Raw genomic sequence first — 15,735 nt, 5'->3', positions numbered from 1 at the left:
AAGTCGCGATGGTGATACCACGAGCCTTCTCTTCCGGCGCGTTATCAATCTGGTCAAACGCGCTGGCAGTACCTGTACCCCATACTTCGTGACATACACGAGTCAGAGCTGCGGTCAGAGTGGTTTTACCATGGTCAACGTGACCGATGGTGCCCACGTTGACGTGCGGTTTATTACGTTCAAATTTTTCTTTAGACACGGTTACACCTCTTCCTGTTTCTTAAATCCGGGGATCAACCCTTTTTAATGATTGCTTCGGCAATGTTCGAAGGGGCCTCCGAGTAACCGGAGAACTCCATGGAGTATGACGCTCGACCCTGTGTCGCAGAACGCAGGTCGGTGGCGTAACCGAACATCTCCGCCAGCGGAACCTCTGCCTGCACAAGCTTGCCGGAAGGGTTCTCATCCATGCCCTGAACAACGCCGCGACGACGGTTCAGGTCACCGACAACGTCACCCATGTATTCTTCAGGGGTAACGACCTCGACCTTCATGATCGGCTCAAGCAGCGCTGGGCTAGCTTCCAGTGCACCCTTCTTCATGGCCATGGAGCCCGCGATTTTGAACGCCATTTCGTTGGAGTCCACATCGTGGTAGGAGCCATCATAAAGGGTAGCTTTGATACCAAGCAGCGGATAGCCGGCGAGACAGCCGTTCTGCATCTGCTCCTCAATACCCTGCTGTACCGCAGGAATGTATTCCTTAGGAACAACACCACCTACGATTTCATTCACGAAGATGAAGTTTTCGGTATCGTCATCCAGCGGCAGCGGCTCAAGCTTGATCTTGACGTGACCGTACTGACCACGACCACCAGACTGACGAACGAACTTGCCTTCAACGTCAGTCGGCTTGCGGATGCACTCACGGTAAGCCACCTGAGGCTTACCAATATTGGCCTCAACCTTGAACTCACGACGCATACGATCGACGATGATATCGAGGTGAAGCTCACCCATACCGGAGATGATAGTCTGGCCCGACTCTTCATCGGTACGAACACGGAAAGACGGATCTTCCTGCGCCAACTTACCGAGAGCGATACCCATCTTCTCCTGGTCAGCCTTGGACTTAGGCTCAACCGCAACGGAAATTACCGGCTCAGGGAATTCCATCTTCTCAAGAATGATCTTGGCGTTTTCGTCACACAGAGTGTCACCAGTAGTCACGCTCTTCAGGCCGATCGCCGCAGCGATATCACCCGCCAACACTTCCTTGATTTCCTGACGGTCCTTGGAGTGCATCTGCACCATCCGGCCCACGCGCTCTTTCTTACCCTTCACAGAGTTGTATACAGCACTACCGGATTCCAGAGTACCAGAGTACACCCGGAAGAATGTCAGCGTACCAACGAACGGGTCAGTAGCGATCTTGAACGCCAGGGCCGCGAACGGAGCTTCGTCGTCAACCGGGCGAGTCTCTTCAGTGCCCTCGTCATCAACGATACCGCGGATAGCCTTAACTTCATCGGGCGCCGGAAGGAATTCGATCACAGCGTCGAGAACCGCCTGAACACCTTTGTTCTTGAAAGCAGAACCACAGGTAGCCAGAACAATCTCGTTCGACAGGGTGCGCTCACGCAGCCCCTTCTTGATCTCTTCCAGGCTGATTTCGCCTTCCTCGAGGTACTTCTCCATGAGCTCTTCGTTAGCCTCGGCAGCCGCCTCAACCATTTGCTCACGGTACATTTCACATTCGTCAACCATGTCGGCCGGAATGTCTTTTTCCTCGTAGGTCATGCCGGAATCAGCTTCGTTCCAGAAGATCGCCTTCATACGAAGCAGATCGACCACACCCTGGAATTCCTCTTCAGCGCCGATCGGCAGCTGAATAGGCACAGGCGTCGCACCCAGACGATTTTTGATCTGATCAACTACACGCAGGAAGTTGGCGCCAGCACGGTCCATCTTGTTGACGAACACCATGCGGGGAACTTCATACTTGTTAGCCTGACGCCATACGGTTTCGGACTGCGGCTCAACACCGGAAGAACCACAGAACACGACGACCGCACCATCCAGAACACGCAGGGAACGCTCTACCTCAATGGTAAAGTCAACGTGCCCCGGGGTGTCGATGATGTTAATGCGATGCTCAGGGTATTGCTTATCCATACCCTGCCAGAAACAGGTGGTCGCAGCTGAGGTGATGGTGATACCACGCTCCTGCTCCTGCTCCATCCAGTCCATGGTAGCCGCGCCATCATGAACCTCACCGATTTTGTGGGACAGACCGGTGTAGAACAGAACCCGTTCAGTCGTAGTGGTCTTGCCCGCATCAACGTGCGCACAAATCCCGATATTTCTGTATCGCTTGATAGGAGTCTTGCGTGCCACTGTATAAACCTCGGCTGATTAGAAACGGAAGTGAGAGAACGCCTTGTTGGCTTCTGCCATGCGGTGTACGTCTTCACGCTTCTTGACCGCAGCACCCTTGCTATCAACGGCATCCAGGATTTCACCTGCAAGACGTTGCGCCATGGATTTCTCACCGCGCTTCCGTGAAAATTCTACGAGCCAGCGCATAGCCAGCGCGTTCTGACGGGAAGGCCGAACTTCTACCGGCACCTGGTAGGTGGCACCACCAACGCGACGGGATTTAACTTCTACCATCGGCTGAATGTTTTCCAGGGCCTTCTCGAACACGTCGAGCGGCTCGTCTTTGGACTTCTCGGCAACAATATCGAGCGCGCCATAAACAATGCGCTCAGCTACGGACTTCTTGCCACTTTCCATTACGTGGTTAATGAACTTGGCAAGCCGTGCACTGCCGAATTTAGGATCGGGAATGATTTCCCGTTTTGCTGCAACTCTTCTTCTAGGCATCGATAAGCCCTTATATATCTAAAAGGTCTTCAGGAACCCCTGAGATAGCAATCTGCTACTCAGCCTTACTCTTACCGTTCTGACAAGCAACGATAAAAGACACCCGTTCGGGACATCAGGACTTGGGTCGTTTAGCACCGTACTTGGAGCGGCCCTGCTTACGGTTCTGTACACCCTGGGTGTCCAGCGTTCCGCGAACAGTGTGATAGCGCACACCCGGAAGGTCTTTTACACGACCGCCACGGATCAGCACAACACTGTGCTCCTGAAGGTTATGACCTTCACCACCAATGTATGAGGAAACCTCGAAGCCGTTGGTCAGACGAACACGACACACCTTACGAAGTGCAGAGTTCGGCTTCTTCGGCGTTGTGGTGTACACACGAGTGCACACACCACGGCGCTGAGGACAGGCCTGGAGCGCGGGAACGTCGCTCTTGGCTACCTTGCGCTTACGAGGCTTACGCACCAACTGATTAATCGTTGCCATGTAAGCAAACTCCAAAAAACCATATCAATGAAACTTACCCCCATCGCTGGGGGTAAAATTTAAGGGACGCAAGTGTAAGCCTGCGTCCCTGGTCAGTCAAGATGACTGATCTCTTTTTAACCACCTTGAGGATAGGTAACTACCCGCAGATGGTTTTGTCGCCGAACTCAGCTTTCGCGATTCAGCTCTGCGCTCAGAGCCTCTTCCACGTCCGCTGCAGTCACGCCCTGGGATTCCAGATCGCGTTTGCGACGACGCTCGCTATGGTAGGCCAGACCAGTACCGGCAGGAATCAGTCGGCCAACCACCACGTTTTCTTTCAGGCCGCGCAGGTAATCACGCTTACCGGTAACTGCACCTTCGGTGAGTACACGGGTGGTTTCCTGGAACGATGCCGCCGAAATAAACGACTCGGTCGCCAAAGAAGCCTTGGTGATACCCAGCAACAGACGGTCGAAGCGCGCTGGCTCCTTGTCTGCCACGTTGGCCTTTTCGTTTTCTTCCAGAACCTGGGTGATTTCAACCTGGTCGCCAGACAGCAGAGTTGTATCGCCTGGGTCAGTGATCTCTACCTTGCGCAGCATCTGCCGAACGATAACCTCGATATGTTTATCGTTGATGACAACACCCTGCAGGCGGTAAACGTCCTGAATTTCGTTGGTGATGTACTTCGCAAGCTCGACCACACCCAGCAGACGCAGAATGTCGTGCGGGTTGGACGGACCGTCAGAGATTACCTCACCCTTTTCAACGGTTTCGCCTTCGAACACGTTGAGCTGGCGATGCTTTGGAATCAGAACTTCATAGGCATCGTCATCTTTCGGAGTGATCACCAGGCGCTTCTTACCCTTGGTTTCCTTACCGAACGAAACCGTACCGCTGATTTCCGCCAGGATCGAAGACTCTTTCGGGCGACGGGCCTCGAACAGGTCGGCAACCCGCGGCAGACCACCGGTGATATCCCGGGTCTTCGAGCTTTCCTGAGGAATACGGGCAACAACATCACCCAGCTCGATCTTGGCGCCGTTGGCCATGGTTACCAGGGCGTTAGCCGGCAGGAAGTAGATCGCCGCTGCACCTCCCGGAAGCTCAACCTCATTACCAGAGGCATCGAGCACCTGGATTCCCGGACGAATGTCCTTACCAGCAGCAGGACGCTCCTTGGGATCGATAACTTCCATGGTGGACAGACCAGTCAGTTCGTCGGTCTGGGTCCGGACCGTGATGCCCTGATCCATATTGACGAACTTGGCTGTACCTGCCGCTTCCGCAATGATCGGGTGCGTATGCGGATCCCACTTGGCAACCACAACGCCCGCTTCGACGGCATCCCCGTGTTTAACGGACAGTACTGCACCGTACGGAAGTTTGTACCACTCACGCTCACGGCCCTGCTCATCGGCAATTGCCAACGCAGAAGAACGGGAGACTACAACCAGAGAACCATCACTCTTCTCGATGGACTTCAGGTTATGCAAGCGGACAGTACCACCATGCTTGACCTGAATATTATCCACGGCAGAAGCCCGGCTCGCCGCACCACCAATGTGGAAGGTACGCATGGTCAACTGGGTACCCGGTTCACCGATGGACTGTGCCGCAATAACACCGACAGCTTCACCAACGTTCACCTGATGACCACGGGCCAGATCCCGACCATAACACTTGGAGCAGATACCGTGACGAGTCTCACAGGTGATCGCAGAGCGCACCCAGACTTCGTCCACACCGGCACGCTCAAGGGTCTCAACGGTTTTCTCGTCGAGCAGAGTACCAGCAGGCACAACCGCGTTGTCTTTGTCTGTCGGGGTAAACGCATCACGGGCGGTAACACGGCCGAGAACACGATCGCCCAGAGGCACAACAACGTCACCCCCTTCGATGTGAGGTGTCATCAGCAGGCCTTCGTCGGTACCACAATCTTCTTCGGTAACAACCAGATCCTGAGAAACGTCTACCAGACGACGGGTCAGATAACCGGAGTTCGCTGTTTTAAGCGCGGTATCAGCCAGACCCTTACGAGCACCGTGAGTCGAGATGAAGTACTGGAGTACGTTCAGACCTTCACGGAAGTTCGCAGTGATTGGCGTCTCGATGATGGAGCCATCCGGCTTAGCCATCAGACCACGCATACCCGCCAGCTGACGAATCTGCGCCGCAGAACCCCGGGCACCGGAATCGGCCATCATGTACACGGAGTTGAAGGACTCCTGCATGAGGTCTTCGCCGTCTTCGCCTTTAACTGGCTGACCGTCTGGACCGATTACCTGCTCTTTCGCCAGCCGCTCCATCATAGCCTTGGAGACTTTGTCGTTGGCGCGGGACCAGATATCGATAACCTTGTTGTACTTCTCACCCTGAGTAAGAAGACCTGACGCGTACTGGGTCTCGATGTCCTTCACTTCGTCGGAAGCGGCATCAACAAGTTCGTACTTCTCAGGCGGAATCTCGAAATCATTGAAACCGATCGAAATACCGGAACGGGTCGCATAGTGGTAACCCATATACATCAGCTGATCAGCAAAGATAACGGTGTCCTTCAGACCAGCATCCCGGTAACAGGTGTTGATCAGATTGGAAATCGCTTTTTTGACCATCGGCTTGTTAACCAGCTCGAACGGCAGGCCGTCAGGCACAATATCAAACAACAGTGCACGACCAACTGTGGTATCAACCACGTACAGCGCTTCCTGGCGAACCCTGTCCTCGTCAAAGGTAACCTGCCTCACCCGCACTTTAACCTTGGCCTGGAGGTCTACCTGACCGGCACCGTATGCACGGTGAGCTTCCTTGATATCGGCGAATACCATGCCCTCGCCCTTCGCACTGGCGCGTTCGCGGGTCATGTAATAAAGGCCAAGTACCACGTCCTGAGACGGAACGATGATCGGTTCACCGTTAGCCGGAGACAGTACGTTGTTGGTCGACATCATCAGCGCGCGAGCTTCGAGCTGAGCTTCCAGTGTCAACGGTACGTGTACCGCCATCTGGTCACCGTCGAAGTCAGCGTTATAGGCCGCACACACCAGCGGGTGCAGCTGAATCGCCTTACCTTCAATCAGAACCGGCTCGAACGCCTGAATACCCAAACGGTGGAGGGTCGGCGCACGGTTAAGCATGATCGGATGTTCGCGAATCACCTCATCCAGGATATCCCAGACGACACCTTCCTCGCGCTCGACCATTTTCTTGGCCGCTTTGATCGTTGTTGCCAGGCCACGATGCTCAAGCTTCGAGAAGATGAACGGCTTGAACAGCTCCAGAGCCATCTTCTTCGGCAGACCACACTGATGCAGGCGCAGGTACGGTCCGACCACGATGACGGAACGACCAGAGTAGTCAACACGCTTACCAAGCAGGTTCTGACGGAAACGACCCTGCTTACCTTTGATCATGTCAGCAAGGGATTTCAACGGACGCTTGTTGGTACCAGTGATGGCACGACCACGACGACCGTTATCCAGCAGCGCATCTACCGCTTCCTGAAGCATCCGCTTTTCGTTACGGACAATGATGTCCGGTGCGTTCAGCTCCAGCAGGCGCTTCAAACGGTTGTTACGGTTGATAACCCGACGATACAGATCGTTCAGGTCAGAGGTCGCAAAACGCCCTCCGTCCAGAGGAACCAGTGGGCGCAGGTCTGGCGGCAATACCGGCAGCACGGTCATAACCATGTCGCCGGGCTTGTTGCCGGAATAGAGGAACGCCTCAAGAATTTTCAGACGCTTGCTGAATTTCTTGATCTTGGTTTCTGAGTTGGTCTGGGGAATTTCTTCCCGCAGGGAATCAACCTCTTCCTGCAGATCAATACCTTCCAGCAGCTCCTTGACGGCTTCAGCACCCATCCGGGCGTCAAACTCGTCACCGAACTCTTCCAGGGCTTCATAGTACTGCTCGTCATTCAGCAGTTGCCCTTTTTCCAGGGTGGTCATCCCCGGATCGATAACAATAAAGGATTCGAAGTACAGTACCCGCTCGATGTCGCGCAGGGTCATGTCCAGCATCAGACCGATACGGGACGGCAGTGACTTCAGGAACCAGATATGAGCTACCGGGCTGGCCAGCTCGATATGCCCCATACGTTCACGACGAACGCTCGCCAGGGCTACTTCAACACCACATTTCTCGCAGATAACACCACGATGCTTGAGGCGCTTATACTTACCACACAGGCATTCATAGTCTTTAATCGGGCCGAAGATCTTGGCACAGAAAAGACCGTCACGCTCCGGCTTGAAGGTACGGTAGTTGATGGTCTCAGGCTTTTTTACTTCGCCAAAAGACCAGGAACGAATCATGTCAGGAGACGCCAGACCAATACGAATGGCGTCAAATTCCTTGCTCTGATTCTGGCTCTTGAGAAGATTCAGCAAATCTTTCATCAGTAAAAGCTCCGGATGGCGTTAATCTCGGGCGGGCACAGTCCGTGCCCGCTCACGCTGCCAAAAACAATTCGGCTCACTCGGATTCCAGCTCGATGTCGATACCCAACGAGCGGATTTCCTTGACAAGAACGTTGAAGGATTCGGGCATACCCGGCTCCATGCGATGATCGCCATCGACGATGTTCTTGTACATCTTGGTCCGACCGTTAACGTCGTCAGACTTGACGGTGAGCATCTCCTGCAGCGTATATGCCGCACCGTAGGCCTCAAGTGCCCACACTTCCATCTCACCGAAGCGCTGACCACCGAACTGAGCCTTACCACCCAACGGCTGCTGGGTAACGAGACTGTACGAACCGGTGGAACGAGCGTGCATCTTGTCATCGATCAGGTGGTTAAGCTTCAGGATATACATGTAGCCCACAGTCACCGGACGATCAAATGCTTCACCTGTACGGCCGTCATAGAGCTTGGTCTGGCCGGTGGTGCTCAGGCCTGCGAGTTCAAGCATGCGCTTGACCTCAGCTTCCTTAGCCCCGTCGAATACCGGTGTAGCCATCGGTACGCCGTTACGCAAGTTGCCGCAAAGCTCAAGAATCTCCTTGTCGCTCAGAGAATCCAGATCCACTTTGAACACTTCATCAGAGTGGTTATAGATCTCGTCCAGCAAATCCCGGAGTTCAGCTACCTTGCGCTGCTCCTCGAGCATCTGACTGATGCGCTCACCCAGACCCTTGGCTGCCGCACCCAGGTGCGTTTCAAGAACCTGACCAACGTTCATACGAGACGGTACACCCAGAGGGTTCAGAACGATATCTACTGTGTTACCGTAATCATCGTAGGGCATATCCTCGATCGGCATAACCGCAGAGATAACACCTTTGTTACCGTGACGACCGGCCATCTTGTCGCCTGGCTGGATACGGCGCTTGATCGCGAGGTAAACCTTGACGATCTTCAGAACGCCGGGAGCCAGGTCATCACCTTGCTGCAGCTTGCCCTTCTTGTCATCGAAGCGAGCTTCATGCTCTTTCTTGCGATCCTCAAGGCCCTGCTCGGACTTCTCCAGAAGCTCGTTCAGGTTGTCGTCCTGCATGCGCAGCTTGAACCAGTCTGGACGCGGCAGTTCTGCGAGATAGGCCTCATCCAGAGTTGCGCCCTTCTTGAGGCCCGGACCACTGATTACGTCCTGCCCCTTCAGAGCGTTCAGCAGACGCTCATAGGTCGCACCTTCAACGATACGGTATTCGTCCTTCAGGTCTTTCCGATACTGGTCCAGCTGCTCTTTCTCGATAGACTGAGCACGCTGATCCTTTTCGATACCGTCACGGGTAAATACCTGAACGTCGATAACGGTACCGCGAGTACCAGTCGGAACCCGGGAGGAGGTATCTTTAACGTCAGACGCCTTCTCACCAAAGATCGCACGCAGAAGTTTCTCTTCCGGAGTCAGCTGGGTCTCGCCCTTCGGCGTAACCTTACCAACCAGGATGTCTCCGGGGCCGACTTCAGCACCGATGTACACGATCCCGGACTCGTCCAGCTTCGCCAGCGCGCTTTCGCCAACGTTCGGAATATCAGCGGTAATTTCCTCGCTGCCCAGTTTGGTATCACGGGCAACACAGGTGAGCTCCTGAATGTGGATAGTCGTCAGGCGATCTTCCTGTACCACTTTCTCCGAAATCAGGATCGAGTCCTCGAAGTTGTAGCCGTTCCAGGGCATAAACGCGATGCGCATGTTCTGCCCCAAAGCCAGCTCACCCAGATCCACAGAAGGCCCGTCAGCAAGGACATCGCCACGCGCCACTACATCGCCCTGGCGCACGATAGAGCGCTGGTTGATACAGGTGTTCTGGTTAGAGCGGGTGTACTTGGTGAGGTTGTAGATATCCACACCAGCATCACCAGCTTCGGTTTCCTCGTTATTGACACGAACAACGATGCGGGCCGCGTCAACGCTCTCGATAACACCACCGCGACGGGCACTGACACATACACCAGAGTCCTGTGCCACTGTACGCTCGACGCCAGTACCAACCAGAGGTACCTGGGACTTCAGGGTCGGAACGGCCTGACGCTGCATGTTCGCACCCATCAGGGCACGGTTCGCGTCATCGTGCTCAAGGAACGGAATCAGAGACGCAGCGACAGATACAACCTGACGCGGAGACACGTCCATGAAGTTCACGGATTCCGGCGGAGCAACAGTAAATTCGTTCAGGTGACGTACGGTTACCAGCTCATCAGTCAAACGCTTGCTGTCGTCTGTCGCAGCACTCGCCTGAGCGATGACATAGTTACTCTCTTCAATAGCAGAGAGGTAAACCAGCTCATCGGTAACGATACCGTCGACGACTTTCCGATACGGGCTTTCCAGGAAGCCGTAGGAGTTGGAACGAGCGTAGGTTGCCAGCGAGTTGATCAGACCAATGTTCGGACCTTCCGGCGTTTCAATTGGGCACACACGGCCATAGTGGGTCGGGTGTACGTCCCGCACCTCAAAGCCGGCACGCTCACGGGTCAGACCACCGGGGCCCAACGCAGAGATACGACGCTTGTGGGTTACTTCCGACAGCGGGTTGTTCTGGTCCATAAACTGGGACAGCTGACTGGAGCCAAAGAATTCTTTGACTGCAGCGGCAACCGGCTTGGCGTTGATCAGATCCTGAGGCATCAGGCCTTCGCTTTCTGCGAGACTCAGACGCTCACGAACCGCACGCTCAACACGCACCAGCCCGACACGGAACTGGTTCTCAGCCATTTCGCCAACACAACGTACGCGACGGTTACCCAGGTTATCAATGTCATCGACCTGACCCTGGCCATTACGGATGGCGATCAGCGTCTTCAGGACATCGATAATGTCTTCGTGTGTCAGGATGCCTTCGCCTGTGCTTTCTTCACGCCCCAGACGACGATTGAGCTTCATGCGGCCAACCGCAGAAAGATCATAACGCTCATCGGAGAAGAACAAGTTGTTGAACAGGTTCTCCGCAGACTCCTTCGTGGGAGGCTCTCCCGGACGCATCATACGGTAGATTTCGACCAACGCTTCCAGCGGCGTGCGGGTCGGATCAATCCGCAATGTGTCGGACATGAACGGACCGCAATCCAGGTCGTTGGTGTACAGAGTTTCTATCTCGTTGACACCAGCATCCAGGATTTTGGTAACCAGCTCTTCTGTCAGCTCGGAGTTACACTCAACCAGCACTTCACCCGTAGACTGGTCGACCATATCCTTCGCCAGCACGCGGCCGTAAAGGTATTCGGTCGGGACTTCCAGTTCGCTGATACCAGCCTTTTCGAGTTGCTTGATATGGCGAGCAGTAACACGACGGCCTTCTTCAACGACAACATTGCCTTCGTTGTCTTTGATGTCGAACGTTGCGATATCGCCACGCAGACGGCTTGGAACCAGCTCCAGCTTGCACACTTCCGCGCCCAGGCTGAACTTACTGGTATCGAAGAACATCTCCAGCATCTGCTCTGAGGTATAACCCAGGGCCCGCAACAAAATAGAGGCAGGCAGCTTACGACGACGGTCGATACGAACGAACACGGAGTCCTTCGGATCAAACTCGAAGTCGAGCCATGAGCCACGGTAAGGAATCACCCGCGCGGAGTAGAGCAACTTACCGGAAGAGTGGGTTTTACCCTTATCGTGGTCAAAGAACACACCCGGAGAGCGGTGAAGCTGGGAAACGATAACCCGCTCGGTACCATTGATAACGAAGGTACCGTTCTCAGTCATCAAGGGCATTTCGCCCATGTAGACTTCCTGCTCTTTAATGTCCTTGATCGCCTTGTTGGACGATTCCTTATCGTAAATGATAAGGCGGACTTTCACCCGCAGCGGAGCTGCGTAAGTTACGCCCCTAAGCTGGCATTCCTTGACGTCAAATACCGGCTCACCAATACGATAGCTCACGTATTCGAGCGCGGCATTGCCAGAGTAACTGACAATCGGGAATACGGATTTGAATGCTGCATGAAGGCCGGTTTCCCGACGGTCTTCAGGAGCGGCTTCCATTTGGAGGAAGTCCCGGAATGAATCCAGCTGAATAGACAGCAAATAGGGGACATCCATAACGGAAGGCAATTTACTAAAGTCTTTGCGAATCCGCTTTTTCTCAGTGTAGGAGTAAGTCATCTGCATTCCCCAGCTTTAAACCTGATACCTGGTATCAAGAAGCAACCATTGTTCTGCTTCGGGGCCGAATTGCTCGGCTTGTTACGCCGTCTTGAACAAGACTCTGGCTGTAGGTTATAGATCCTGACATCAATCTGTAATCGCACACCAGACTCTATAGCATATACAACAGAAAAAGGCCGGTGGCATAAAGCCACCAGCCCGTCCGCACTCAACGTGCGGAGTCGATCAGAAACCGACTATTACTTAAGCTCAACAGAAGCGCCTGCTTCCTCAAGCTTCTTCTTGGCTTCTTCAGCTTCGTCTTTGGAAGCGCCTTCTTTAATAGTAGACGGAGCACCGTCAACCATTTCTTTGGCTTCCTTCAGACCCAGACCGGTCAGCTCACGTACGGCCTTGATGGTGTTAACTTTCTTCTCACCAGCGCCAGTCAGAACTACGTCGAACTCGGTCTTCTCTTCAGCACCGCCTGCGTCGCCACCAGCGGCGGCCGGAGCGGCAGCAACAGCAGCTTCAGCGGAAACGCCGAACTTTTCTTCCATAGCTTCAACGAGCTCAACTACATCCATTACGCTCATTTCAGCGATTGCATTCAAAATATCGTCTTTAGACAGAGCCATGACTTTCTCCCAAAAATGTAAAAAATGGTGTTCAACAGAATCAAGCAGCTTCGCGTTTCTGGTCGCGGACTGCAGCTACAACACGCGTGATCCGTCCCGGAATATCGTTCAGGCTGCGTGCGAGCTTGGTAACTGGTGCCTGTGTAACAATGGCCAGCTTGGTCAACGCTTCGTGCAGCGTCGGCAGCTTGGCGAGGCGATCAATCTTGTCAGCGCCCATCAGCTCACCGCCGACAGCCAGACCCTTGATCTCAAATGCCTCGTTCTCTTTGGCAAAATCCTTAAGCAGACGCGCAGCGGCGCCGGGATCTTCCATTGAGAAAGCCAGAATGGTTGGGCCAACCAGAGCTTCGTCGATGCACTCGAACTCAGTACCACGAATGGCAATCTTTGCCAGGTTGTTACGAACAACCTTCAGACGCACATTTTCGGCACGAGCCTTGGCACGAAGCGCGGTCATGTCACCAGAGGTGACGCCGCGGTAATCAGCCATAACCACAGACAGAGCAGTACCAGCAGTCTCGTTGACTTCAGCGACGATCGCTTTCTTGTCTTCGAGTCTAATTGCCACTGGTTTTCTCCTCGATTTCGCCGGTCAATGCCGGCAAACCCATCATTGCCCTTTCGGGCGCCTAACGGTGTTTGGGTTCAGAGAGAACGTCTTCACACCGTCTGCGCAGGCGTTGCTTTAACCCTTGCAGCCCTCTGCAAACAGAGGGCTTCGGGGGCCTGCGGTCTTTGACAGCCTTGGCTTCCGCCCAGACTACAAAGTAACTATCGCTTCGGGGATCAGATGTTCAGACCGCCCTGATCGATAGTCAGGCCAGGACCCATAGTCGAAGAAAGGGTGATCTTCTTCAGATACACACCCTTCGCCGAAGACGGCTTGGCCTTTTTCAGGTCTGCAACCAGAGCTTCAAGGTTTTCCTTGATGGTCTGTGCAGAGAATTCGATGTTACCCAGCGGTGCGTGGATAATACCGTTCTTGTCAGTACGGTAACGAACCTGACCCGCCTTGGCGTTCTTGACCGCGGTTTCGACATCCGGGGTCACAGTTCCAACTTTCGGGTTAGGCATCAGGCCACGCGGCCCCAGGATCTGACCTAGCTGGCCGACAACGCGCATGGCGTCCGGAGTGGCGATAACCACGTCGAAGTCCATGTTGCCTTTCTTAACTTCTTCAGCCAGATCGTCCATACCTACGATGTCCGCTCCGGCAGCAGTTGCCTTCTCGGCATTCGCGCCCTGGGTGAACACAGCGACACGAACAGACTTACCAGTACCGTGAGGCAGAACAGTGCTGCTACGAACAACCTGGTCAGATTTACGTGCATCAACACCCAGATTAACAGCTACGTCTACAGACTCTTTGAACTTGACGCTCTGACCCAGCTCTACGAGCAGGGCAACAGCTTCGTCAACAGAGTATGAACGAGTGGACTCAACCTTCTCGCGAATCAGCTTTTGACGCTTGCTCAGCTTCGCCATGTTACAGGCCCTCCACGTTCAGGCCCATGCTCCGGGCAGTTCCAGCGATGGTACGAACAGCCGCGTCGAGATCGGCAGCAGTCATATCCGGCTCTTTGGTCTTGGCAATTTCTTCGAGTTGGGCGCGGGTCACAGTACCGACTTTCTCGGTATTCGGGCGACCGGAACCACTCTTGATGCCAGCTGCTTTCTTCAGCAGAACCGCCGCAGGAGGAGTTTTGGTGATAAAGGTGAAGCTGCGATCACTGTATACAGTGATAACAGTAGGAATCGGCAGGCCAGGCTCCATACCTTGAGTCTTGGCATTGAACGCCTTACAGAATTCCATGATGTTAACACCGTGCTGACCCAGAGCAGGACCAACCGGGGGACTCGGGTTGGCCTGACCGGCAGCAACCTGAAGCTTGATATACGCTTCGATTTTCTTTGCCATGATAGTTCTCCTTTGGGTTCAAACGCCTTTCGGCTCCCCAGTTCATACAACTGCTAATCGCAGACACAAAAAGCCCGCGACGCCTTGGCGCGCGAGCTTTCAGATTTTCGGTTGCAAATCAGTCCTTTTCGACTTGCCCAAACTCCAGCTCCACCGGAGTTGAGCGACCAAAGATCAGAACAGCAACCTTGACCCGACTCTTGTCGTAGTCCACCTCTTCAACCACGCCATTAAAGTCTGCAAACGGACCATCAATAACGCGAACAATCTCGCCCGGCTCAAACAAGGTCTTGGGCTTGGGCTTCTCAGCACCACTCTCAACCCGCTGAAGGATCGCATCAGCTTCACGCTCTGTGATCGGAGCAGGCTTGTCCTTGGTACCACCAATAAATCCAAGAACACGAGGCGTACTGTTTACAAGGTGCCACGTCGCATCATCCATTTCCATCTGGACAAGCACGTACCCAGGGTAGAACTTGCGCTCACTCTTGCGCTTCTTACCCTCACGCATCTCGACAACTTCCTCGGTCGGAACCAGGATGTCACCGAACTTATCTTCCATGCCGTTGCGTACAACACTTTCCTTCAGAGCGCGCATTACGTGCTTTTCAAAGCCAGAATACGCATGAACGACGTACCAGCGCTTAGCCATTGCCCACTCCTGTTAACCGATAAACCCGGCGACCAGCAAACTGATCAACGAATCCATGCCCCACAACAACAACGCGACTACCAGAACAAAAACCACAACAATCAACGTTGTTTGCACAAGCTCAGGCCTGGTGGGCCACACGACTTTCCGGATCTCGACCCTGGCTTCTTTCAGAAGCGTCGCAAAACGGCGACCGCGATCCGTCTGGAGCGCAACCAAAGCGGCGACAACTGCCAAGCCAACGAGCGCAAGCACCCGATAGAGCAGAGACTCTGCACTGAAATACTGATTACCCACCACACCGATGGCAATCAGAACGAAAACAACCAGCCATTTCACGGTATCGAAACGGCTGGTCGACTGAACGGCTTTTGACTCCATAGGAATCAGCTTATGTATCCGGATGTTAGAAAATGGCAGGCCAGGAGGGAATCGAACCCCCAACCTGCGGTTTTGGAGACCGCTGCTCTGCCAATTGAGCTACTGGCCTGCACCGAAACAACTCAGTGCACTTTCAATTGAGCAACCCGAAGGTTACTCAATAATCTTGGATACCACACCGGCACCAACGGTACGGCCACCTTCGCGAATCGCGAAGCGCAGACCATCTTCCATGGCGATCGGAGCGATCAGGGTAACCGTCATCTTGACGTTGTCACCCGGCATTACCATTTCAACGCCTTCCGGCAGTT

The 15,735-nt window shown here is 54.1% G+C and carries 13 protein-coding genes and 1 tRNA gene; all 14 read right to left on the bottom strand.

What is annotated here, in order from left to right:
- On the bottom strand, window positions 1–199 hold a 199-nt coding region (locus FWJ25_RS18920), incomplete at its 3' end, for a GTP-binding protein (protein WP_246166897.1).
- Between the two features lie 34 nt (window positions 200–233).
- Window positions 234–2,336, bottom strand: a complete 2,103-nt coding sequence (gene fusA, locus FWJ25_RS18915; RefSeq protein WP_149601827.1) for an elongation factor G — start codon at window positions 2,334–2,336, stop codon at window positions 234–236.
- An 18-nt stretch (window positions 2,337–2,354) separates the two neighbouring features.
- Window positions 2,355–2,825, bottom strand: a complete 471-nt coding sequence (rpsG, locus tag FWJ25_RS18910) for a 30S ribosomal protein S7 (protein ID WP_149601826.1) — start codon at window positions 2,823–2,825, stop codon at window positions 2,355–2,357.
- Window positions 2,826–2,940: 115 nt separating this feature from the next.
- Window positions 2,941–3,315 (bottom strand): 30S ribosomal protein S12, encoded by a 375-nt coding sequence (gene rpsL / locus FWJ25_RS18905; RefSeq protein ID WP_012139854.1) that lies wholly within the window; start codon window positions 3,313–3,315, stop codon window positions 2,941–2,943.
- A gap of 167 nt (window positions 3,316–3,482) precedes the next feature.
- On the bottom strand, window positions 3,483–7,697 hold the full coding sequence (rpoC, locus tag FWJ25_RS18900; RefSeq protein ID WP_149601825.1) for a DNA-directed RNA polymerase subunit beta': 4,215 nt from the start codon (window positions 7,695–7,697) through the stop codon (window positions 3,483–3,485).
- 76 nt (window positions 7,698–7,773) lie between these two features.
- Complete coding sequence (gene rpoB / locus FWJ25_RS18895; RefSeq protein ID WP_149601824.1) at window positions 7,774–11,850, bottom strand: DNA-directed RNA polymerase subunit beta; 4,077 nt, start codon at window positions 11,848–11,850, stop codon at window positions 7,774–7,776.
- 242 nt (window positions 11,851–12,092) lie between these two features.
- On the bottom strand, window positions 12,093–12,470 hold the full coding sequence (gene rplL, locus FWJ25_RS18890; protein WP_149601823.1) for a 50S ribosomal protein L7/L12: 378 nt from the start codon (window positions 12,468–12,470) through the stop codon (window positions 12,093–12,095).
- 40 nt (window positions 12,471–12,510) lie between these two features.
- A complete protein-coding gene (gene rplJ, locus FWJ25_RS18885) occupies window positions 12,511–13,041 on the bottom strand; it encodes a 50S ribosomal protein L10 (RefSeq protein ID WP_149601822.1) in 531 nt (176 codons plus the stop codon).
- Window positions 13,042–13,259: 218 nt separating this feature from the next.
- Window positions 13,260–13,958: a 50S ribosomal protein L1 gene (gene rplA / locus FWJ25_RS18880; protein WP_149601821.1), complete on the bottom strand. Its 699-nt coding sequence runs from the start codon at window positions 13,956–13,958 to the stop codon at window positions 13,260–13,262.
- A 1-nt stretch (window position 13,959) separates the two neighbouring features.
- Window positions 13,960–14,391 (bottom strand): 50S ribosomal protein L11, encoded by a 432-nt coding sequence (rplK, locus tag FWJ25_RS18875; protein WP_149601820.1) that lies wholly within the window; start codon window positions 14,389–14,391, stop codon window positions 13,960–13,962.
- A gap of 118 nt (window positions 14,392–14,509) precedes the next feature.
- Entirely contained in the window at window positions 14,510–15,043 is a 534-nt protein-coding gene (gene nusG, locus FWJ25_RS18870) for a transcription termination/antitermination protein NusG (RefSeq protein ID WP_149601819.1), read from the bottom strand.
- A 12-nt stretch (window positions 15,044–15,055) separates the two neighbouring features.
- A complete protein-coding gene (gene secE, locus FWJ25_RS18865) occupies window positions 15,056–15,424 on the bottom strand; it encodes a preprotein translocase subunit SecE (protein ID WP_149601818.1) in 369 nt (122 codons plus the stop codon).
- A 33-nt stretch (window positions 15,425–15,457) separates the two neighbouring features.
- A tRNA-Trp gene (locus FWJ25_RS18860) sits at window positions 15,458–15,533 on the bottom strand.
- A gap of 44 nt (window positions 15,534–15,577) precedes the next feature.
- The coding region (locus FWJ25_RS18855) for an EF-Tu C-terminal domain-related protein (RefSeq protein ID WP_497755918.1) at window positions 15,578–15,735 on the bottom strand (158 nt) is incomplete at its 5' end.

This window comes from Marinobacter salinexigens, assembly GCF_008370345.1.
Taxonomy (GTDB): domain Bacteria; phylum Pseudomonadota; class Gammaproteobacteria; order Pseudomonadales; family Oleiphilaceae; genus Marinobacter; species Marinobacter salinexigens.
The sequence above is the reverse complement of the archived record's forward strand: the minus strand, read 5'-3'. Positions and strand labels throughout refer to the sequence as shown.

Coding starts and splice junctions, on each gene's coding strand:
- rpsG (WP_149601826.1), bottom strand. CDS start 2,825: ATGCCTAGAAGAAGAGTTGCAGCAAAACGGGAAATCATTCCCGATCCT.
- rpsL (WP_012139854.1), bottom strand. CDS start 3,315: ATGGCAACGATTAATCAGTTGGTGCGTAAGCCTCGTAAGCGCAAGGTA.
- rpoC (WP_149601825.1), bottom strand. CDS start 7,697: ATGAAAGATTTGCTGAATCTTCTCAAGAGCCAGAATCAGAGCAAGGAA.
- rpoB (WP_149601824.1), bottom strand. CDS start 11,850: ATGACTTACTCCTACACTGAGAAAAAGCGGATTCGCAAAGACTTTAGT.
- rplL (WP_149601823.1), bottom strand. CDS start 12,470: ATGGCTCTGTCTAAAGACGATATTTTGAATGCAATCGCTGAAATGAGC.
- rplA (WP_149601821.1), bottom strand. CDS start 13,958: ATGGCGAAGCTGAGCAAGCGTCAAAAGCTGATTCGCGAGAAGGTTGAG.
- rplK (WP_149601820.1), bottom strand. CDS start 14,391: ATGGCAAAGAAAATCGAAGCGTATATCAAGCTTCAGGTTGCTGCCGGT.
- nusG (WP_149601819.1), bottom strand. CDS start 15,043: ATGGCTAAGCGCTGGTACGTCGTTCATGCGTATTCTGGCTTTGAAAAG.
- secE (WP_149601818.1), bottom strand. CDS start 15,424: ATGGAGTCAAAAGCCGTTCAGTCGACCAGCCGTTTCGATACCGTGAAA.